Below are 19,200 nucleotides of genomic sequence, written 5' to 3'. Positions count from 1 at the left end.
GGGGCGGGTCAGCGCGGGCGCGTGTCGATCACGCGGCGGGCCTTGCCGGTCTGGGTGCGTTCCATCTCGTTCGGCGAATGGACGACCACGCGCGTGGAGATGCCGATGAGCGTCTTCACGCGGTGCTGCACCCATTCGCCGATGGCGGCGCGGTCGGCCGCGGCGGCGTCGGCTGCATTGAGCTCGCAGTGCACCTCGACCTGGTCCAGCTTCTCGGCGCGGCTCACATGCACCTGGTAGAGGCCCGAGAGGCTCTTGTGCGCGAGCACGATTTCTTCCACCTGCGTGGGGAAGACGTTGACGCCGCGGATGATCATCATGTCGTCGCTGCGCCCGACGATCTTGCCCATGCGGCGGAAGGCGCGCGAGGTGGGCGGCAGCAGGCGCGTGAGGTCGCGCGTGCGGTAGCGGATGATGGGCATCGCCTCCTTGCTCAGCGAGGTGAAGACCAGTTCGCCTTCTTCGCCGTCGGCCTTCAGTTCGCCGGTGTCGGGGTCGATGATCTCGGGGTAGAAGTGGTCTTCCCAGATCACCGGGCCGTCCTTGCTCTCGACGCATTCGCTGGCAACGCCCGGGCCCATCACCTCCGAGAGGCCGTAGATATCGACCGCGTCGATGCCGGCCTTGGCCTCGATGTCGCGGCGCATCGCCTCGGTCCACGGTTCGGCGCCGAAGATGCCGATCTTGAGCGAGCTGTCTTTCGCGCTCAGGCCCTGGCGTTCGAACTGCTCGATGATCACCTGCATGTAGCTGGGCGTGACCATGATGATGTCGGGCTTGAAGTCCTGGATGAGCTGGACCTGCTTCTCGGTCTGGCCGCCCGACATCGGGATGACGGTGCAGCCCGCGCGCTCGGCACCGTAGTGCGCGCCCAGGCCGCCGGTGAAGAGGCCGTAGCCGTAGGCCACGTGGATCATGTCGCCGGCCCGGCCGCCCGCGGCGCGGATCGAACGCGCGACGAGGTCGGCCCAGGTGTCGATGTCGTTCTTCGTGTAGCCCACGACGGTCGGCTTGCCGGTAGTGCCCGACGACGCATGGATGCGCGCCACCTGCGTGCGCGGCACGGCGAACATGCCGAAGGGATAGTTGTCGCGCAGGTCGCTCTTCACCGTGAACGGGAACTTCGACAGGTCGGCGAGCGACTTCAGGTCGTTCGGGTGCACGCCCTTCGCATCGAAGGCCTTGCGGTAGTGCGGCACGTTGTCATAAGCGCGCTGCAGCGTGGAGCGAAGACGGGTGAGCTGCAGCGCGGTGATCTCGTCGCGGCTCGCGGTTTCGATGGGATCGAGTTCGCCGGGGGCGGGGTGTCTGGCTGTCATGGTGTGTTGTCTCCTCAGGCGGCAACGGCGGGCCGGCCCTTGGCGGTGTAGGAGCGGCCGCGGAACATCGCGATGCGCTCGCCACGCTGGTTGGTGATTTCGGTGTCGTACACGCCTGTGCGGCCGGCCTTCGAGATTTCGTGGCAGCGCGCGGTGAGCACATCGCCCTCGCGCGCGGGGGCGATGAAATCGATCGAGAAGCCCGAGGCCACGGTCAGCTCGTTGTACGAGTTGCAGGCGAAGGCGAAGGTCGAGTCGGCGAGCGTGGCCATGAAGCCGCCGTGGCAGGTGGCATGGCCGTTGAGCATGTAGTCGCGGACCTGCATCTCGATGGTGGCCTGGCCGGGGCCGACCTCGACGATGCGCATGCCGAGGCCTTTTGTTGCGTTGTCGTTCGCGTACATGCCGTCGCGGACGTACTCGGCCGTTTGCTGGGGCGTGCGGATCGGTTCGGTCATGCTCAGCGGTCCTTGAACACAGGCGCGCGCTTGGCACGGAAGGCTTCGACGCCTTCGCGGTAGTCGTTGGCGTTGCCCATCTCGCGCTGGATGCGGGCTTCTTCGGCGAGGGCTGCATCGAGCCCCATGTCCTGTGCCGCGGCCAGGGCCTGGCGGGTGGCGACGAGGGCGCGTGTGGGCATGGCGGACAGCTTGGCTGCGAGCGCGGCGGCCGTGTCGGCGAGCGCCGCATCGTCCACGCACTGCCAGATGAGGCCGATGCGCGCGGCTTCTTCGGCGGGAAGCTTGTCGCCGAGCAGCGCGATGCCCAGCGCGCGCGCCGAGCCCACGAGGCGCGGCAGCAGCCAGGTGCCGCCGGTGTCGGGCACCAGGCCGATCTTGGTGAAGGCCTGGATGAAGCTCGCCGAGCGGCCGGCCACGACGAGGTCGCAGCACAGCGCGAGGTTGGCGCCCGCTCCGGCGGCAACGCCGTTCACGGCTGCGACCACCGGCACCGGCATCGAGCGCAGGCGTGCGACCAGTGGGGCGTAGTAGGTGGAGATGACGTGGCCCAGGTCCTTGGATGCGGCGCCTGGCGTGGGGTCGGGGGCGACCGAAGGGTCGGCCAGGTCCTGTCCGGCGCAGAAGGCACGGCCGGCGCCGGTGAGGACCACGCATCGAACGCTGTCGTCCCCGGCTGCCGATTCCAGCGCCGCCATCAATTCGGCGTGCAGTTCGGTCGTGAAGCTGTTGAGCGCCGCGGGGCGGTTGAGGCTCAGCGTGCGGACCGCGCCAGCGTTGCCGACGAGAACTAAAGGTTCTGACATGGGGTGTCTCTCATCCTTGTGTGGGTACGAATCGGCTAGCAAACACTATTGACCGACCGTTCGGTTGATTTTAGGATCGAGCCCAATCCCGGCACAAGCGGGTTGATTCAGGGCAAACCCTGAGTCCCGAAAAAAAGGAGACCGACCGAATGCCCAGCTATTCCATCGACGGCGTGATTCCCGTCGTTCATCCGAGCGCGTACGTGCATCCCACTGCGGTGCTGATCGGCGACGTGATCGTCGGCCCGAACTGTTATGTCGGCCCTTGCGCGAGCCTTCGCGGCGACTTCGGCCGCATCGTGCTGGAGGAAGGCTCCAACGTGCAGGACCACTGCTGCATCCACGGCTTTCCCGACAACGACACGGTGGTGGAGGTCAACGGCCACATCGGCCACGGCGCGATCCTGCACAGCTGCATCGTGCGGCGAGATGCGCTGGTGGGCATGAATGCGGTGGTGATGGACGAGGCTGAGATCGGCGAGAAAGCCATCGTCGCGGCCTGCGCCTTCGTTCCGGCCGGCATGAAGGTACCGGCGCGCTCGCTGGTGGCGGGCATACCGGCGAAGGCGAAACGCGAGCTCACCGACGAGGAAGTCGCGTGGAAGCTCGACGGCACGCACGTGTACCAGGCGCTCACGGTGCGCTGCCTCGAGAGCCTGCGCGAGGTGGCGCCGCTCGCCGAGGTGGAGGCACAGCGCCCGCGCCTGCCGGCCATCGACGTGCAACCGCTCATCGCCACGCGCCGGGGCTGAGAGGCTGCCTCTGACCCTCCGCCCGCTTCATGCAAGATCGCGCGTTGTCCTCAACCGCTTGATTCCAAGGAACCCGACCCGATGCCGCGTGGAAGATCCGCCACCTACGACGACCAGCGCGAACTGATCCTCGCGCAGGCCGCCCAGCTGTTCGCGCGGCGGGGCTATCCCGCCACGTCAATGAACCAGGTGGCCGAGGCCTGCAAGCTCTCGAAGGCCACGCTCTATCACTACTACAAGGACAAGAGCAGCCTCCTGATCAGCATCGCCGAGACGCACGTGTCCAAGCTGGCGGCGCTGGTGGCCGAGGAAGAGGCCTCGACGCACACCGACGAAGAGCGCCTGCGCCGCTTCATCTACCGCATCGTCGAGGAATACGCCGGCGCGCAGGACGCACACCGCGTGCTGACCGACGACGTGCGCTTTCTCGAAGAAGAAGACCGCGAGCGGGTGCTCGACAAGGAGCGCGAGGTGGTCGCGGGCTTTGCGCGCGCGGTGTCGGCCCTCAGGCCCGGCGCGCCCAGCGACGACCTGGCCAAGCCGCTGACCATGCTGCTGTTCGGCATGATCAACTGGATGTTCACCTGGATGAAGCCCGACGGAAAACTCGACCACGCGGCCATCGCGCCGATCGTGGCCGATCTGTTCCTGGGCGGCGTCGGCGCGGTCAAGTCGCCCGACTATGCGGCGGTGCAGGCCGCAGCCGCTGCAACTGCCGCAGCCGCACCGAGCGCTAAAGAATCCGGTTGAACCAGAGCAGCGACAGCCCCGCCGACAACAGCGTCAGCACCGCCGCGCCCAGCGCGAACAGCGCCGAAATTTCGGTTTCCTTCTTCTCCACGGTGAGCTTGGAGCTCAGCGTTTCGTAGACCTTCTTCAGGTCGTTCGCGGTGCCGGCGTAGAAGTACTCGGCATTGGTCTTGTTGGCGACGGCCTTGAGCGTTTCCTCATCGAGCCGCACGCGCATCGACCAGCCTTCGAAGCCGATGGTCTCGCCATCGACCGTGCCCACGCCCACCGTGTAGATGCGCACGCCGCGGTCGGCCGCGGCCTTGGCAGCGTCGAGCGGATCGACCCCGGTGGTGCGCTGGCCGTCAGTCAGCATGATGATCGCGGCCGAGGTGAACGAGCCGGGCGCCACGGGCGTGAAGTCCTTGAGCTTTTTCTCGGTCTGGTCGATCGGCGTGCCGCGCTGGCGGCTCGGGGCGCTGAACTGCTCGACGTCGATGCCGGCATCGGGGAACAGCGTGGCGAGCGACACCACGATGGCGTTGCCGGTGGCGGTCGCGCGCTGCAGCTGGAAGCTGTCGATCGCGGTCACCAGGTCGTCGTGGTTGGTGGTGGGCAACTGCGCCACCTGCGCGCTGCCCGCGAAGGCGACGATGCCGACCTTCACGGTGCGCGGCAGGTCCTTGATGAAGCTCTTGGCCGCTTCCTGCGCCGCCACCAGCCGGTTGGGCAGCACGTCGGCCGCCCGCATGCTGCCCGAGACGTCCATCGCGAGGATGATGGTCTGCTGGTTCGAGGGCAGCATCACCACGGCCATCGGCCGCGCCGCGGCCACCAGCATCGCGGCCATGGCCAGGAGGAACAGCAAGGGGGGAAGGTGGCGCCTGAAGCTCTGGCCTGCGCCCATCGCCTCGCGCACGATCGAAAGACTGGCGTAGCGCACCGCCATCTTCTTCTTGCGGCGGATCAGCCAGACATAGAGCAGCACCAGCAGCGGCAACGCCGCCAGCAGCCAGAGGAATTGAGGCCAGAGAAATGTCATGCTGCCACCGCCTTCACACTGCCCTTGCCTGAACCTGCGCCGAAGCGCGTGCGGCGCTTGCGCATGTCGGCAAAACGAACGATGGCTTCCACCAGGTCGTCGCTGGTCGAAAGCTCCAGGGCATCGACGCCGGCCTTGGCGAGCGAGGCGCGCAGCGCCGCCTCGCGCTCGGCGGCCAGGCGCGCAAAGCGCTTGCGAAAACCGGCATCGTGGGTGTCGACCCAGAGCTGCTCACCCGTCTCGGCATCGCGCAGCGGCACGAGGCCGAGGTCGGGCAGTTCGAGTTCGAGCGGATCGAAGAGGCGCACCGCGATCACTTCATGCCGCTGCACCAGTTGGCCCAGCGGGCGTTCCCAGCCGGGCTCGCTGAGGAAGTCGGACACCACGAAGACGGTGGAACGGCGCGGCATCAGGTTGGCGGCGGACTTGAGCAGGTCGTCCAGGCGGGTCATGCCCTTTTGCGCCGGTGCGCCGGCCTTGTCGGCGCGGCGCTCCATGGCGTGCAACAGGTGCAGCACATGGCGCCTGCCGCTGCGCGGCGGGATCACGGCTTCGAGGTCGTTGCCGTAGACCAGCGCGCCGACCCGGTTGCCGTGCCGCGTGAGCAGCCGCGCGAGCACGCCGACGAAGCCGGCCGAGATCTCGCGCTTGGCCTTCAGGCCCGAGCCGAAGTCGACCGAGCGGCTCAGGTCGAGCACGAACCAGGCCGCCATCTCGCGGTCTTCGGTGAAGACGCGCACGTGCGGCGTCTGCAGGCGGGCGGTGACATTCCAGTCGATGTGGCGCACGTCGTCGTGGTGCTGGTATTCGCGCAGGTCGGCCAGGTCCAGACCGCTGCCGCGCATCAGCGTGCGGTAGTCGCCCTGCAGCAGGCCGTCGAGGCGGCGGATGACTGTCCATTCGAGCCGGCGCAGCGCGCGTTCGGCCCCGCCGGCCACGGCCGATTCAGCGGCAAGCCGTTCGTCGTTCGCGGCCGTAGGGGCCTTACGCCACCAGCTTTTCATATGGATTCGGGAACACCGCGGAACCGGCTTTGCCGGGCCGCAGGTGTTGCCCCCTGCAAGGGGGTTGGCGCAGCGACACGAAGTGCGCGAAGACTGGGGGTGTGCTCATTTCAGGCCACCAGCTTTTCATGTTCCAGGGGTTTGGGTGGTGCGGGGACAGCCCGCATGATCTTCTCGACCAGTCCGTCGGGTGTGAGGCCTTCGGACAAGCCTTCGTAGGAAAGCGTCACGCGATGGCGCAGCACGTCGGCCACCAGCGCGGTCATGTCCTCGGGCAGCGCATAGCTGCGACCGCGCAGCAGCGCAAGTGCACGCGCGCCTTCGGTCAGGCTGATGCTGGCGCGCGGGCTCGCGCCGAAGGTGATGAAACGGCGCATGTCCTTGAGGCCATGCTTCTCGGGTGTGCGGGTGGCCGACACCAGCTTCACCGCGTACTGGATCAGCGAGGGATCGACATACACGCGCCGCGCTTCGGCCTGCAGCGCCGCGAGCTGCTCGGTGGTGGCGACCGGGCGGGCTTCCACCGCCGGGCCGATCACGCGCTGCACGATGACGAACTCTTCCTCGTCGCTCGGGTAGTCGACCAACACCTTCATCATGAAGCGGTCGACCTGCGCCTCGGGCAGCGGATAGGTGCCTTCGGTCTCGATGGGGTTCTGCGTGGCCATCACGAGAAAGGGGCGCGGCACCTTGTGCGTTTCGCCGGCGATGGTGACCTGGCGCTCCTGCATCACCTCAAGCAGCGCGCTCTGCACCTTGGCCGGCGCGCGGTTGATTTCGTCGGCCAGCAGCAGGTTGGCGAACACGGGGCCCAGCGAGGTGCTGAAGTCGCCCGTCTTCTGGTTGTAGATGCGCGTGCCCACCAGGTCGGCCGGCACCAGGTCGGGCGTGAACTGGATGCGCTTGAACTGGCCGCGCACCGTGTCGGCCAGCGTCTTGATGGTGAGCGTCTTTGCCAGCCCGGGCACGCCTTCGACCAGCAGGTGGCCGCCCGCGAGCATCGCGACCATCACGCGTTCGAGAAAGCGGTCCTGCCCCACGACCACGCGCTTGACCTCGTAGAGGATCTGCTCCATCAACTCGGCGGTGGCGGGCGCGGTGGAGAAGGTCGAGAGGGGAGGGGTCTCTGTGCTCATGCGAAGTGCTTTCGAAGAAATCAGAACGGCGGCGAACCTGCCGCAGAGGCCGCGTTCTCGATCGGCACCGCGAAGCCGATGCCGATGAAGGTGCGCTGCTGCGTGGGGTTGAGGATGGCGGTGACGATGCCCAGCACCTCGCCGTCCATGTTGATCAGCGGGCCGCCCGAGTTGCCGGGATTGGCGGCCGCGTCGAACTGGATCAGGTTGCCCAGCTCCTGCTTGCCCTCGGGTGAGCGGAACGAGCGCTTCAGGCCCGACACCACGCCGGCCGACACCGAAGGCCCGATGCCGAACGGAAAGCCCACGGCCGCCACCTGGTCGCCGGGGCGCAGGTCGGCGGTGGAGCGCATCGTGGCGGGAATCAGGTCGTCGGGAATCTTCTGCGCCTGCAGCACCGCGAGGTCGTTCTCGGGCTGCACGCCGGTGATGACGGCCACTGCCTCCAGCCCGTCCGCGAAGGTGACCCTGATCTTCTCGGCGCCGGCCACGACATGCAGGTTGGTCAGGATCACGCCCTTGTCGACGATCACCACGCCGGTACCGACGCCGCGCTCGACTTCGCCGGGCGCGGTGCCGTCGAGCGGCGCTTCGGGCGGCTTGCCCTTTGCCATGTTGCGGCCGCGCTTCTGGGTCTTGGCTTCGGGCGTGGCCTTCTCGGTGCCATAGCCGACCACGCGCACGACCGAGGGCCGGATGATGTCGGCGGCTCTGGCGGCGGGCGAGGGGAGGGTGGCGGTCTGCATCGTGCGCAGCACGGCCGCGTCGATGTCCTTCTGCGTGATCGCCTTGCCCTGGCGCGGCCACCACACGGTGCCGCCGGTGACCAGCGCCGCGCACAGCACGAGGAGGAGGGCGAAGCTCTTGCGCCCCGGTTGCCAGCCGGTGCGGGCGGCCGGTGGCTGCACGGCGCCACCTGCGCCTGCCGCGTCCGGCGATGCCGCGGCATCCACCTGTTCTGCGGCCGGCGGCAGCGTGCGGGGCGATCGGCTGTAGAAGGCGGGCCTGCGCATCGGAGAACCTCCGGCAAATAAGAAGCGTGAAGGAGTTCACAGTAGCACGCTTTCCGCGCCTGTGCATCCCTTCGGGCATCATGGCGCGATGCCTTCGTTCGTCGATACCCACTGTCACCTGGACGCGCCCGAATTCGGTGCCGAGATGCCGCAGATCCGCGCCCGCGCGGCGGCGCAAGGGGTTTCCCTGTGCGTGATTCCGGCCGTGGCCGTCTTCAACTTCGACACCGTGCGCGAGCTGGCCCACAAGCAGGGCGATGCCTACGCGCTGGGCATCCACCCACTTTGCACGGGCAAGGCCGAGGACGCCGACCTCGAAGCGCTCGATGCGGAACTGACCGCGCGGCAGGGCGACCCGCGGCTCGTGGCGGTCGGCGAAATCGGCCTCGACTACTTCGTCGAAGGCCTGGACGGCCCGAAGCAGGCGCGTTTTTTTCACACTCAGTTGCAACTGGCACGCAAGCATGGGTTACCCGTCCTGATCCATGTGCGGCGTTCCGTCGACCAGGTGCTCAAGCACCTGCGCCAGACGTCGGGCGGCCGGCCATGGCAGGGCATTGCGCATGCGTTCAACGGCAGCGAGCAGCAGGCCAATGCCTGCATCGCGCTCGGGCTCAAGCTCGGCTTCGGCGGCGCGGTGACCTTTGAACGCGCGCTGCAGCTGAGGCGGCTCGCGACCACACTGCCCCTCGGCGCGATCGTGATGGAGACGGATGCGCCCGACATCCAGCCGCACTGGCTCTACCGCACGCAGGCGCAGCGCGATGCGGGCGAAGCGCAGGGGCGCAATGAGCCCGGAGAGCTGCCGCGCATCGCCGAAGTGGTCGCTGGATTGCGTGGCATCGGCATCGATGCGCTGGCCGCAGCCACCACCCGGAATGCAGTCGAAACGCTGCCGAAGCTCGAAAGCCTGATGGCTTTGTCGGAACGCGCGCCGCACCCCGCGTAGGCCAACGCCCCGAGTTGCATGGACGCGGGCAGAGTCCGACTTTTTGCTGTCATCCTTGAGGTTCGGAGCGGCGTTGCTTGCACAGTGGCAAGTCCGTCACTCCAACACTTCACTCAAAAAGGAGTCTTCCATGACCACATCTTTCATTCGCACCATGCCTGTCGTGCTCGCCCTGGCGCTCGCCTCCATCGGCGTGTCCGCCGTGGCCCAGACCACCGCCCCGGCTGCCGCGCCTGCAACGGCCGAGCCCACCACCACCGAGAAGGTGAAGGAAACCGGCAAAGAGGCAGTGGATGCCACCAAGCGCACGACCAAGAAGGCTGTGAACGCCACCGAAAATGGCGCCGAAAAGGCCTGGGATGCCACCAAGAGCACCACCAAGAAGGCCGCGAATGCCACCGAGCGCGGCACCAAGAAGGCCTGGACCGCGACCAAGAAAACCACCAAGAAGGCCACCAACGCCACCAAGAACGCAGCTGTGAAGACCGGCGACGCCGTTGAAACCGCCGGCCACAAGACGGCCGACGGCATGCGCAGCACCGGCGCGGCCATCGGCGAGAAGATTCCTGGCACGGCGGAGAACGCAGCTGCCAAGAAGCAATAAGACTGGCTTTCCGGCCTCGACAAGAGAACCCGCTTCGGCGGGTTTTTTTGTGCGCGGCGACAGTGCCAAGATGCAGCCCATGAATCCCCCCACCGCACCCGACCCCGACACCCTGGTGCTCACAGGCCTCGCGCCCATCGTCTCGCCCGCCACCGTCGTGCTGATCCTCGGCAGCTTCCCGGGCGTTCGTTCGCTCGCGCAGCAGCAGTACTATGCGCATCCCCAAAACCAGTTCTGGAAAATCTTGCAAGCCGTCTGGCCCGACCACCCGCTGCCGACCGGCGCAGACAGCTACGAAAAGAAGAAGGCGTGGCTGCTCGATCGCGGCCTGGGCGTGTGGGACGTGTATGCGGCCTGCGAGCGCGAAGGCAGTCTCGATTCGGCGATCCGCTCGCCCGTCGTGAACGACATCGCCGGCCTCGCGCTGCCCAAGCTCGCCGCCATCGCCCACAACGGCGGCGAAAGCTTCAAGCATGCACGCCACACGCGCACCCTCGGAGTGCCGGTCTACCAGCTGCCTTCCACCAGCCCCGCCAATGCGTCGTGGAGCTTCGAGCGAAAGCTCGCGGCCTGGCGCGAGGTCTTCGACGCTCACAAACTCATCTGATGGCAACGCGCACCACCCCTGTCCTTCCCGAAGTCAATTTTTCCGACTGGGGCGACATCCGCTATCTGCACCTGGGCACCGAATGGGTCCAGGGCTCGATGAAGCTCGATGCGCCGTTCGAGATCGAACTCGAATACGTGCAACGCATGATGGCCTGGTTGCTCTTCGTCGATGGCAAGTCCGTCGCCAGCCGCCATGCCATGCAACTGGGCCTCGGCGCGGCCACGCTCACCAAGTTCAGCCGCAAGACGCTGCGCATGCGCACCACGGCGGTCGAGCTCAATCCGCAGGTGGTGTCGGCCTGCCGCGGCTGGTTCAAGCTGCCGGCGGACGACCCGAAGCTGCGCGTGGTGATCGCCGATGCGGCGGTGGAAATCCGCAAGCCCGAGTGGCACGGCACGGTCGATGCTTTGCAGGTCGACCTGTACGACCATGAAGCGGCCGCGCCGGTGCTCGACAGCGAAGACTTCTATGCCGACTGCCGCGCGCTGCTCACCGAAGACGGCTGCATGACGGTCAACCTCTTCGGCCGCTCGTCCAGCTATGAGCGCAGCCTGGAGAAGATCGCCGCCGCCTTCGGCGCCGATGCCGTCTGGGCCTTCAAGCCGACGCGCGAAGGCAACACGGTGGTGCTGGCGCAGCGCACGCCCAGCCGTCCCAAGCGCGAGGTGCTTGCCGAGCGCGCGCAAACGATCCAGACTCGCTGGAGTCTGCCCGCGCCGAAGTGGCTGCGGGTGTTCAAGCCCCTGAATACTTCCATCACCCGGCCTCCCGGCTCATGAGCGCTGTTCCCGCCGTTTCCGCCCCCGCACCTCTGGCAACCCGCCACGAGGGCCCGCTCGAGCTGCGTCGCCTGATCGAATGGCTGGCCACCGACGGCGTGATTTCTCCCGTCGAAGCCAAGCGCACCATCGCGCGCTGCGCCCAGGCCGAGAGCCGCCAGGCGCCGCTGGTCCGCCTGGCCAACGTGGCGATGACCCGCGAGAGCGACAACAAGCCGCTCGACCTCGAAGCGCTCACGCAATGGCTCGCGGGCCGCGCGGGCCTCGCGTACCTGCGCATCGATCCGCTCAAGGTCGACGTGGGCAAGGTGGCCGACACCATGAGCGCGGCCTACGCCGAGCGCCACAAGGTGCTGCCGGTGCAGGTGCTGCCCCATGAGGTGGTGGTGGCGACGGCCGAGCCCTTTCTCACCGACTGGATCTCCGAAGTCGAGCGCCAGTCCAAGCGCACGGTGCGGCGCGTGGTGGCCAACCCGGCCGACATCCAGCGCTACACCGCCGAGTTCTTCGCGCTCGCGAAGTCGGTGCGCGCCGCGCAGAAGGCGGGCGGCAACACCGGCGGCGCAAGCTTCGAGCAACTGGTGGAACTGGGCAAGAGCACCAGGCAGCTCGACGCCAACGACCAGAGCGTGGTGCAGGTGGTCGACTGGCTCTGGCAGTACGCCTTCGACCAGCGCGCGAGCGACATCCACCTGGAGCCGCGGCGCGAACAGGGCGTGATCCGTTTCCGCATCGACGGCATCCTGCATCCCGCCTACCAGATGCCGATGGGCGTGATGAACGCGATGGTCGCGCGCATCAAGCTGCTGGGCCGCATGGACGTGGTGGAAAAGCGCCGTCCGCTCGACGGCCGCATCAAGACCCGCAACATGCGCGGCGACGAAGTCGAAATGCGCCTGTCGACCTTGCCGACCGCCTTCGGCGAGAAGATGGTGATGCGGATCTTCGACCCCGACACCGCCGTGAAGGACCTCGACGCCCTGGGCTTCGCGCAGCACGATGCGCAGCGCTGGGAGCAACTGGTGACGCGGCCCAACGGCATCATTCTGGTGACCGGCCCGACGGGTTCGGGCAAGACCACCACGCTGTACTCCACGCTCAAGCGCGTGGCGACCGAAGAAGTCAACGTGAGCACGGTGGAAGACCCGATCGAAATGATCGAGCCCTCGTTCAACCAGACGCAGGTGCAGCCGCAGCTGGACTTCGGTTTCACCGAGGGCCTGCGCGCGCTGATGCGGCAGGACCCGGACATCATCATGGTCGGCGAAATCCGCGACCTCGCCACCGCCGAGATGGCGGTGCAGGCCGCGCTCACCGGCCACCTGGTGTTCAGCACGCTGCACACCAACGACGCACCGAGCGCCATCACGCGGATGATGGAACTGGGCGTGCCGTCGTACCTCATCACCGCCGTGATGCTGGGCGTGCTCGCGCAGCGCCTGGTGCGTACGCTGTGCCCGCACTGCAAGCAGCCCGACGACGCGGTCACGCGCGAGAGCCTGGAAGCCATCGTCAAGCCCTGGCAGATCACCGGCTCGGTGCGTGCCTACAAGCCGGTGGGTTGCGTCGACTGCCGCATGACCGGCTACATGGGCCGCATGGGCCTGTACGAACTGCTGAGCGTGACCGAAGCCTTCAAGGACAAGGTCACCAAGGAGCCCAACCTCACGGGCCTCAGGCGCCAGGCCGTGATCGATGGCATGCGGCCCCTGCGCCTGGCCGGCGCGCTGCGCGTGGCCGAAGGCGTGACCACCATCGAAGAGGTGCTGAGCGCCACGCCTCCGCTGGAGTGATGTGTTGCCCTTTGGGTTAACCCTAATCCATCGGTTAGTGAAATCCACATCGGCCTGACCGCCAGCTGACTGGACAATCCCGCATCGAAACTTGTTCGAGGAGACTGTTCGTGAAAATCAAGAGTCAGAAAGACTTTTTCTCGGGACTGATGTTCACCGTCGTGGGTGTGGGGTTCGCCTGGGGCGCCACCACCTACAGCGTGGGCAGCGGCGCCCGCATGGGGCCCGGTTACTTCCCGTTGATGCTCGGCATCCTGATGTCCCTGATCGGCCTGGGGATCATGTTCAGCGGCCTCACCGTTGAAACGACCGACGGCGAAAAGATCGGCAAATGGGCCTGGAAGCAGGTGGTGTTCATCCTGGGCGCCAACCTCGCATTCGGCATCCTGCTGGGGGGCCTCCCGAGCATCGGCGTGCCGGCCATGGGAATGATCATCGCGATCTACGCGCTCGTGATCATCTCCAGCCTCGCGGGCCACGAGTTCAAGCTGCCCACCGTGCTCGTCCTGGCGACGGTGCTTGCCATCGGCAGCTACATCGCATTCATCTGGGCGCTCAAGCTGCAGATCCAGGTCTGGCCGACCTTCATCACCGGTTGAGAAGAAAGCTGCTCACATGGAACTGTTTGAACACCTCTCGATGGGTTTTGGCGTTGCCTTTACCTTCACGAACCTGCTGTACTGCCTGGTCGGCTGCATCCTGGGCACGCTGATCGGCGTGCTCCCGGGCATCGGCCCGGTCGCGACCATCGCGATGCTGCTGCCCGCCACGTACGCGCTGCCGCCAGTGTCGGCGCTGATCATGCTGGCCGGCATCTATTACGGCGCGCAATACGGCGGTTCCACCACCGCCATCCTGGTGAACCTGCCGGGCGAATCGTCCTCGGTGGTGACCGTGATCGACGGCTACCAGATGGCGCGCAAGGGCCGTGCGGGTCCGGCGCTCGCGGCTGCGGGCCTGGGCTCGTTCTTCGCGGGTTGCGTCGGCACGCTGATCCTGGCCGCCTTCGCACCGCCGCTGACCGAACTGGCCTTCAAGTTCGGCCCGGCCGAGTACTTCTCGCTGATGATCCTGGGCCTGATCGGCGCCGTGGTGCTGGCTTCGGGCTCGCTGCTCAAGGCCATCGCGATGATCGTGCTGGGCCTGCTGCTGGGACTGGTCGGTACCGACGTGAACTCGGGTGTCGCGCGCTACAGCTTCGACATTCCCGAACTCACCGACGGCATCGGCTTCGTGGCGATCGCCATGGGCGTGTTCGGCTACGGCGAAATCATTGCCAACCTCTCGCGTCCGGACGACGAGCGTGAAGTGTTCACCGCCAAGGTCTCGGGCCTGTTTCCGACCAAGGAAGACTTCAAGCGCATGGTGCCCGCCATCCTGCGCGGCACGGCGCTGGGTTCTGCCCTGGGCATCCTGCCTGGCGGCGGTGCGCTGCTGGCGGCTTTCGCGGCCTACACGATCGAGAAGAAGACCAAGCTGAAGCCGGGCGAAGTGCCCTTCGGCAAGGGCAACATCCGCGGCGTGGCGGCTCCCGAGTCGGCCAACAACGCCGGTGCGCAAACCTCCTTCATCCCGCTGCTGACGCTGGGCATTCCGCCCAACGCGGTGATGGCGCTGATGGTGGGCGCGATGACCATCCACAACATCCAGCCGGGCCCGCAGGTGATGACCAGCAATCCGGAACTGTTCTGGGGTCTGATCGCCTCGATGTGGCTGGGCAATGCGATGCTGATCATCCTGAACCTGCCGCTGATCGGCATGTGGATCAAGCTGCTGTCGGTGCCGTACAAGTTCCTGTTCCCGGCGATCGTGCTGTTCTGCGCGATCGGCGTGTACTCGACCAACAACAACACCTTCGACATCTGGATGGTGGGCATCTTCGGTCTGGTGGGCTACACCTTCTTCAAGCTGGGTTGCGAGCCTGCGCCGCTGCTGCTGGGCTTCATCCTCGGGCCGATGATGGAAGAGAACCTGCGCCGCTCGCTGTTGCTGTCGCGTGGCGACTGGAGCGTGTTCGTCACGCGTCCGATCTCCGCGAGCCTGCTGGCTGCTGCTGCATTGCTGCTGGTGATCGTGCTGCTGCCTGCGGTGAAGTCGAAGCGTGAGGAAGCCTTCGTCGAGGAATAAACGGGCTTCGGCTCTCTTTGGAAATACGGCGTCTTCGGGCGCCGTTTTTTATTTCGGTGGCTGTGGTTCGGGGTGTGTGCACAGGCCACCGGGTGCTCCCCTCCGCGAATGTCCTCCGGCCTGCGGCCTCCCCCTTGATTTCGCTGCGGGGAGCACCCGATGCCCTGCGCACTTGGGCACGCTGCCGGTGTGCGGCCGATCAACAACCGCTGTGTATGACGATCACGCCGATGGGGTGCCTTGCGCAGCGAAATCAAGGAGGAGCCCGAAGGGCGGGGGACATTCGCGGAGCAAGGTACCCCGTCGGCGTGATCGCGCCCCGAATGCCTCCTACGGCTTGCTAGCACGCAGCGGCTTCATGTGCTGCCGAGCCATCGCGAGAAAAGCCAGTGCAGCCGGGCTGAGCGGATGCTTGGCCAGCCGCACCGCGACGACCGGGTATTCGAGCGTGGGACGCGTGACCGCCACCGCGCGCAGGTTTCCGGGCATCAGCACCTCCACGTAGCGCGGCAGCAGCGCCACGCCCGCGCCTGCCTGTATGAGGCCGAAGGCCGTCGACAGCATCGACACGTGGTGCACCACGTGCGGATAAACGTTGGCCACGCTCGACAGCTGGCGGCTCACCGCGCGCCAGATGTTGGCGCCGGGGTTGACGTGGATGAAGGGCAGCGCGTCCAGGTGCTTCGCATCGACCACCACGCGTTGCGCGAGCGGATGGTCGTCGCGCACGAAGAGGGCCATGCGTTCAGTGAACAGCGGCTCGGTCGCCAGTTCCGAGTGCTTCTGCCCGATGTCGGAGCCGAAGCCCAGGTCGGCCTCCTGCGAGAGGATGCGCGAAATCATCTGCTCGGCCGTGCTGTCCAGCAGCGTGGTCGCCAGCGTCGGGTGCTTCTGCGAAAAGCGCCCGAGCATCGGCGGCAGCAGGGCGCCCGCCGTGAGGTGGCCCACGGCCAGTACCACGCGCCCCTCGCGCAGCTGCGACTGCGAACGGCAGGCGCCAACCGACTCGTCGATCAGCCGCAGCGCCCGCACGGCCGTCTCGACCATCACCTGGCCCGCGCTCGTCAGCTGGATGCGGCGGCCCCGCACGATGAGCGGCTGGCCGAGCTGTTCCTCCATGCGCTTGACCAGATGGCTGATGGCCGGCTGCGTCAGCTGCAGGCTCTCGGCCGCCAGCGTGAAGCTGCCCGATTCGGCCACCGCCGCCAGCGCCCGCAGTTGCTGCAGCGAGACCTCTTCCGTGGCGTTCTTTGTCATAAGCCGCGCTCATAGTTGAATAAGCGGAATTATCTGGCTTGATGCGCGGCGGCTGCATAGCATTCGAGTTTTGCCACGGGGCCAGAATCCAAGCACCATGAAAAGAATCCAGTTCCTTCAAGGGGCCGCCGTTGCGCTGCTGTGCATGGCCGCATCGTCCGCCAGCCTGGCGCAGGGCTATCCGAACAAGCCGATTCGCCTGATCGTGCCCTTCCCTGCGGGCGGCGCCACCGACCTCTTCGCCCGCACGCTTGGGCAGAAGATGGGCGAGAAGCTGGGCACCCAGCTGATCATCGACAACAAGCCCGGCGCCGGCGGTGCCATCGGCTCAGACCAGGCCGCCAAGGCCCCGCCCGACGGCTACACGCTGCTGCTGGCCACCACCAGTACGCACTCGATCGGCCCGGCCGTGATGCAGAAGCTGCCCTACGACACGGTGCGCGACTTCACGCCCATCGGCCATGTGGGCGATGCGCCCAGCATCATGCTGGTGCCGGTCACCTCGCCCGCGAAGACAGTGCGCGAGTGGATCGATTACGCGAAGAAGAACCCCGGCAAGCTCAACTACGCATCGAGCGGCAACGGCACCATCGTGCAGCTCACGGCGGAGCTCTTCAAGGCGCAGGCCGGCGTGTTCGTGACGCACATTCCCTACAAGGGCACGGCGCTCGCCATTCCCGACCTGATCAGCGGAAAGATCGACGTGCTGTTCGACTCGCTCCCCACCGGCATGCCGCATGTGCGCGACGGCCGGCTGCGCGCCCTGGGCGTGACCACGCTCAAGCGCTCGCCGCTCGCGCCCGAACTGCCGCCGATTGCCGACACGCTGCCGGGCTACGAGTCGAACACCTGGTTCGGCTTCTATGGTCCGAAGAACCTGCCCGCCGACATCGTGGCGCGCGTCAACAAGGCGGCCAACGAGGCCATCGCCGATCCGGAAGTGAAGGACAAGCTCGCGCGCCTGGGCATCGAGCCGGCCGCCGCAGGCACGCCCGAACAGTTCGCGAAGATGGTGGCCATCGACGCCGCCAAATGGAAAAAGATCGTCGTGGACCGCAAGATCACCAACGAGTAATTGGCTCGCCCCCAGTCTGCGCGCACTTCGTGTCGCTTCGCCAACCCCCTACCGGGGGCAACACCTGCGGGCCGGCAAAGCCGGTTCCGCGGTGTTCCTGAAAAAAACGTCAACCCTGAAAGCTCGGTATGAAGTTTGACTACGCCAACCCCTACCTCTCCACGCGCATCCCGATCTTCGCGCGCAACGTGGTGTCCACCTCGCACCCGCTCGCTTCGCAAGCGGGCCTGCGCATCCTGCAGCAGGGCGGCAATGCGGTCGATGCGGCCATTGCCACCGCGGCCGTCATGACGCTGGTCGAGCCCGTGAGCAACGGCCTGGGCAGCGATGCCTTCTGCATCCTGTGGGACGGCAAGGAACTGCACGGCCTCAATGCCTCGGGCCCTGCGCCCAAGGCCTGGACGCCCGAGTACTTCAAGGCCAAGTACGGCGCCGATGCCGCCACGCCGCCGATGCGCGGCATCGACTCGGTCACCGTGCCGGGCGCGGTGCGCGGCTGGGTCGCGATGAGCGAGCGCTTCGGCAAGCTGCCGTTCGCAGACCTGCTGGCACCGGCCATCGACATCGCCGAGCGCGGCTACCTCGTGCCGCCGGTGGTGCAGGGCAAGTGGGCGGCGGCCACGCCGCTGCTGGGTTCGCAACCCGGCTTTGCCCAGGCCTTCCTGCCCTGGGGCCGCGCGCCCGAAGTGGGCGAGCTGTTCCGCTTTACCGCGGCGGCGCGCGCGCTCAAGGCCATTGCCCGCACCAAGGGCGAGGCCTACTACACCGGCGAGATTGCCGAGGCACTGGCGAAGTTTTCGAGCGAGCAGGGCGGCTCGCTCACGGTGGCCGACCTCGCGGCCTACCAGCCCGAGTGGGTCAAGCCCATCTCGCGCGACTACCGGGGCCACACGCTGCACGAGATTCCGCCGAACGGCCAGGGTATCGCGGCGCTGATCGCGCTCGGCATCCTCGAGAAGTTCGACATCGCGTCGCTGCCGGTCGATTCGGTCGCATCGCAGCATCTGCAGATCGAGGCGATGAAGCTGGCCTTCGCCGACGTGTACCGCTACGTGTCGGAGCCATCGTCGATGACGGTGACCCCCGCGCAAATGCTCGATGACGCCTACCTCGCATCCCGTGCCAGACTCATCGATGTGAAAAAAGCGCAGGACTTCAAGGCCGGCAACCCCGTCAAGGGCGGCACCATCTACCTCACCGCGGCGGACGAGAGCGGCATGATGGTGAGCTTCATCCAGAGCAACTACATGGGCTTCGGTTCGGGCTGCGTGGAGCCCGAGTTCGGCATCAGCCTGCAGAACCGCGGCCACGGCTTCAGCCTCAAGACCGAGAGCCCGAACGTGGTGGCACCGGGCAAGCGGCCGTTCCACACGATCATTCCGGCCTTCCTGACCAAGGACGGCCAGCCGGTCATGAGCTTCGGCGTGATGGGCGGCAACATGCAGCCCCAGGGCCACATGCAGACGCTGGTGCGCATGCTCGACTACAAGCAGAACCCGCAGGCCGCCTGCGATGCGCCGCGCTGGCGCTTCAACGCGGGGCTGGAGATCAACGTCGAGGCCGCGATGAACGCGGACACCGTGCAGGGCCTGCGCGACCTCGGCCATCACCTGGACGTGATCAACGACTCGTACCAGGACTTCGGCGCCGGCCAGTTCATCTGGCGTGCGGGCGATCCGTCGGTCGAGGGCTACGTGGCCGCCAGCGACCCCCGCCGTGACGGCGTGGCGGCAGGGTTTTAACGAGC

At 66.9% G+C, this 19,200-nt stretch carries 19 protein-coding genes; 11 read left to right on the top strand and 8 right to left on the bottom strand.

Features of this window, described 5'->3' with window-relative positions:
• Nucleotides 1-8: 8 nt before the first annotated feature.
• The 3 genes from paaK to M2282_RS18175 are packed head-to-tail and all read right to left on the bottom strand — an operon-like array spanning nucleotide 9 to nucleotide 2,583.
• Nucleotides 9-1,319 carry a phenylacetate--CoA ligase PaaK gene (gene paaK / locus M2282_RS18185; protein WP_280810182.1) on the bottom strand — a complete coding sequence of 437 codons (1,311 nt, stop codon included), beginning with the start codon at nucleotides 1,317-1,319 and terminating at the stop codon, nucleotides 9-11.
• 14 nt (nucleotides 1,320-1,333) lie between these two features.
• The gene (gene paaI, locus M2282_RS18180) at nucleotides 1,334-1,777 is read right to left on the bottom strand and encodes a hydroxyphenylacetyl-CoA thioesterase PaaI (protein WP_280810181.1); all 444 of its coding nucleotides are present in this window, start codon (nucleotides 1,775-1,777) and stop codon (nucleotides 1,334-1,336) included.
• A 2-nt stretch (nucleotides 1,778-1,779) separates the two neighbouring features.
• A complete protein-coding gene (locus tag M2282_RS18175) occupies nucleotides 1,780-2,583 on the bottom strand; it encodes an enoyl-CoA hydratase-related protein (RefSeq protein ID WP_280810180.1) in 804 nt (267 codons plus the stop codon).
• Nucleotides 2,584-2,732: 149 nt separating this feature from the next.
• Between M2282_RS18175 and M2282_RS18170 the strand changes: the two genes are divergently transcribed.
• Nucleotides 2,733-3,335 (top strand): phenylacetic acid degradation protein PaaY, encoded by a 603-nt coding sequence (locus M2282_RS18170; RefSeq protein ID WP_280810179.1) that lies wholly within the window; start codon nucleotides 2,733-2,735, stop codon nucleotides 3,333-3,335.
• Between the two features lie 81 nt (nucleotides 3,336-3,416).
• Entirely contained in the window at nucleotides 3,417-4,085 is a 669-nt protein-coding gene (locus tag M2282_RS18165; protein ID WP_280810178.1) for a TetR/AcrR family transcriptional regulator, read from the top strand.
• On the opposite strand, the gene M2282_RS18160 is transcribed toward M2282_RS18165, so the two are convergent.
• The 4 genes from M2282_RS18160 to M2282_RS18145 form a co-directional block, all read right to left on the bottom strand.
• A complete protein-coding gene (locus M2282_RS18160; protein ID WP_013539797.1) occupies nucleotides 4,069-5,106 on the bottom strand; it encodes a VWA domain-containing protein in 1,038 nt (345 codons plus the stop codon). The genes M2282_RS18165 and M2282_RS18160 overlap by 17 nt on opposite strands.
• Entirely contained in the window at nucleotides 5,103-6,110 is a 1,008-nt protein-coding gene (locus M2282_RS18155; RefSeq protein ID WP_280810177.1) for a DUF58 domain-containing protein, read from the bottom strand. The genes M2282_RS18160 and M2282_RS18155 overlap by 4 nt, the downstream gene beginning before the upstream one ends.
• A gap of 110 nt (nucleotides 6,111-6,220) precedes the next feature.
• Nucleotides 6,221-7,246 carry an AAA family ATPase gene (locus tag M2282_RS18150; RefSeq protein WP_280810176.1) on the bottom strand — a complete coding sequence of 342 codons (1,026 nt, stop codon included), beginning with the start codon at nucleotides 7,244-7,246 and terminating at the stop codon, nucleotides 6,221-6,223.
• A gap of 20 nt (nucleotides 7,247-7,266) precedes the next feature.
• Complete coding sequence (locus tag M2282_RS18145) at nucleotides 7,267-8,259, bottom strand: S1C family serine protease (RefSeq protein WP_280810175.1); 993 nt, start codon at nucleotides 8,257-8,259, stop codon at nucleotides 7,267-7,269.
• An 88-nt stretch (nucleotides 8,260-8,347) separates the two neighbouring features.
• On the opposite strand from M2282_RS18145, the gene M2282_RS18140 reads away from it, so the two are divergent.
• The 7 genes from M2282_RS18140 to M2282_RS18110 all read left to right on the top strand — a co-directional run bounded on the left by M2282_RS18140 (nucleotide 8,348) and on the right by M2282_RS18110 (nucleotide 15,121).
• A complete protein-coding gene (locus M2282_RS18140; RefSeq protein WP_280810174.1) occupies nucleotides 8,348-9,208 on the top strand; it encodes a TatD family hydrolase in 861 nt (286 codons plus the stop codon).
• A 130-nt stretch (nucleotides 9,209-9,338) separates the two neighbouring features.
• Nucleotides 9,339-9,812, top strand: a complete 474-nt coding sequence (locus tag M2282_RS18135) for a hypothetical protein (RefSeq protein WP_280810173.1) — start codon at nucleotides 9,339-9,341, stop codon at nucleotides 9,810-9,812.
• 79 nt (nucleotides 9,813-9,891) lie between these two features.
• Nucleotides 9,892-10,419, top strand: a complete 528-nt coding sequence (locus tag M2282_RS18130; protein WP_280810172.1) for a DNA-deoxyinosine glycosylase — start codon at nucleotides 9,892-9,894, stop codon at nucleotides 10,417-10,419.
• Nucleotides 10,419-11,201: a spermidine synthase gene (locus M2282_RS18125; protein ID WP_280810171.1), complete on the top strand. Its 783-nt coding sequence runs from the start codon at nucleotides 10,419-10,421 to the stop codon at nucleotides 11,199-11,201. Before M2282_RS18130 ends, M2282_RS18125 begins: the two co-directional genes overlap by 1 nt.
• Nucleotides 11,198-12,994, top strand: coding sequence for a GspE/PulE family protein (locus M2282_RS18120; RefSeq protein WP_280810170.1), 1,797 nt, complete (start codon nucleotides 11,198-11,200; stop codon nucleotides 12,992-12,994). The genes M2282_RS18125 and M2282_RS18120 overlap by 4 nt, the downstream gene beginning before the upstream one ends.
• A gap of 110 nt (nucleotides 12,995-13,104) precedes the next feature.
• Nucleotides 13,105-13,593: a tripartite tricarboxylate transporter TctB family protein gene (locus M2282_RS18115; RefSeq protein WP_280810169.1), complete on the top strand. Its 489-nt coding sequence runs from the start codon at nucleotides 13,105-13,107 to the stop codon at nucleotides 13,591-13,593.
• A 16-nt stretch (nucleotides 13,594-13,609) separates the two neighbouring features.
• Nucleotides 13,610-15,121 carry a tripartite tricarboxylate transporter permease gene (locus M2282_RS18110; protein WP_280810168.1) on the top strand — a complete coding sequence of 504 codons (1,512 nt, stop codon included), beginning with the start codon at nucleotides 13,610-13,612 and terminating at the stop codon, nucleotides 15,119-15,121.
• Nucleotides 15,122-15,451: 330 nt separating this feature from the next.
• Here M2282_RS18110 and M2282_RS18105 read toward each other — a convergent pair whose 3' ends face one another.
• Entirely contained in the window at nucleotides 15,452-16,378 is a 927-nt protein-coding gene (locus tag M2282_RS18105) for a LysR family transcriptional regulator (protein WP_280810167.1), read from the bottom strand.
• Between the two features lie 97 nt (nucleotides 16,379-16,475).
• Between M2282_RS18105 and M2282_RS18100 the strand changes: the two genes are divergently transcribed.
• On the top strand, nucleotides 16,476-17,453 hold the full coding sequence (locus tag M2282_RS18100; RefSeq protein ID WP_280810166.1) for a Bug family tripartite tricarboxylate transporter substrate binding protein: 978 nt from the start codon (nucleotides 16,476-16,478) through the stop codon (nucleotides 17,451-17,453).
• 128 nt (nucleotides 17,454-17,581) lie between these two features.
• The gene (locus M2282_RS18095; protein ID WP_280810165.1) at nucleotides 17,582-19,195 is read left to right on the top strand and encodes a gamma-glutamyltransferase family protein; all 1,614 of its coding nucleotides are present in this window, start codon (nucleotides 17,582-17,584) and stop codon (nucleotides 19,193-19,195) included.
• The last annotated feature ends 5 nt before the right edge of the window (nucleotides 19,196-19,200 follow it).

Source organism: Variovorax boronicumulans, assembly GCF_029892485.1.
Taxonomy (GTDB): Bacteria; Pseudomonadota; Gammaproteobacteria; order Burkholderiales; family Burkholderiaceae_C; genus Variovorax; species Variovorax boronicumulans_B.
This window is presented reverse-complemented; position numbering and strand designations above follow the sequence as displayed.

What these genes read in the sequence shown, in the direction of transcription:
- M2282_RS18170 (WP_280810179.1), top strand. Translation starts at nt 2,733, where the DNA reads ATGCCCAGCTATTCCATCGACGGCGTGATTCCCGTCGTTCATCCGAGC.
- M2282_RS18160 (WP_013539797.1), bottom strand. Translation starts at nt 5,106, where the DNA reads ATGACATTTCTCTGGCCTCAATTCCTCTGGCTGCTGGCGGCGTTGCCG.
- M2282_RS18120 (WP_280810170.1), top strand. Translation starts at nt 11,198, where the DNA reads ATGAGCGCTGTTCCCGCCGTTTCCGCCCCCGCACCTCTGGCAACCCGC.
- M2282_RS18145 (WP_280810175.1), bottom strand. Translation starts at nt 8,259, where the DNA reads ATGCGCAGGCCCGCCTTCTACAGCCGATCGCCCCGCACGCTGCCGCCG.
- M2282_RS18110 (WP_280810168.1), top strand. Translation starts at nt 13,610, where the DNA reads ATGGAACTGTTTGAACACCTCTCGATGGGTTTTGGCGTTGCCTTTACC.
- M2282_RS18105 (WP_280810167.1), bottom strand. Translation starts at nt 16,378, where the DNA reads ATGACAAAGAACGCCACGGAAGAGGTCTCGCTGCAGCAACTGCGGGCG.
- paaK (WP_280810182.1), bottom strand. Translation starts at nt 1,319, where the DNA reads ATGACAGCCAGACACCCCGCCCCCGGCGAACTCGATCCCATCGAAACC.
- M2282_RS18155 (WP_280810177.1), bottom strand. Translation starts at nt 6,110, where the DNA reads ATGAAAAGCTGGTGGCGTAAGGCCCCTACGGCCGCGAACGACGAACGG.
- paaI (WP_280810181.1), bottom strand. Translation starts at nt 1,777, where the DNA reads ATGACCGAACCGATCCGCACGCCCCAGCAAACGGCCGAGTACGTCCGC.
- M2282_RS18140 (WP_280810174.1), top strand. Translation starts at nt 8,348, where the DNA reads ATGCCTTCGTTCGTCGATACCCACTGTCACCTGGACGCGCCCGAATTC.
- M2282_RS18095 (WP_280810165.1), top strand. Translation starts at nt 17,582, where the DNA reads ATGAAGTTTGACTACGCCAACCCCTACCTCTCCACGCGCATCCCGATC.
- M2282_RS18125 (WP_280810171.1), top strand. Translation starts at nt 10,419, where the DNA reads ATGGCAACGCGCACCACCCCTGTCCTTCCCGAAGTCAATTTTTCCGAC.
- M2282_RS18175 (WP_280810180.1), bottom strand. Translation starts at nt 2,583, where the DNA reads ATGTCAGAACCTTTAGTTCTCGTCGGCAACGCTGGCGCGGTCCGCACG.
- M2282_RS18150 (WP_280810176.1), bottom strand. Translation starts at nt 7,246, where the DNA reads ATGAGCACAGAGACCCCTCCCCTCTCGACCTTCTCCACCGCGCCCGCC.
- M2282_RS18130 (WP_280810172.1), top strand. Translation starts at nt 9,892, where the DNA reads ATGAATCCCCCCACCGCACCCGACCCCGACACCCTGGTGCTCACAGGC.
- M2282_RS18135 (WP_280810173.1), top strand. Translation starts at nt 9,339, where the DNA reads ATGACCACATCTTTCATTCGCACCATGCCTGTCGTGCTCGCCCTGGCG.
- M2282_RS18165 (WP_280810178.1), top strand. Translation starts at nt 3,417, where the DNA reads ATGCCGCGTGGAAGATCCGCCACCTACGACGACCAGCGCGAACTGATC.
- M2282_RS18100 (WP_280810166.1), top strand. Translation starts at nt 16,476, where the DNA reads ATGAAAAGAATCCAGTTCCTTCAAGGGGCCGCCGTTGCGCTGCTGTGC.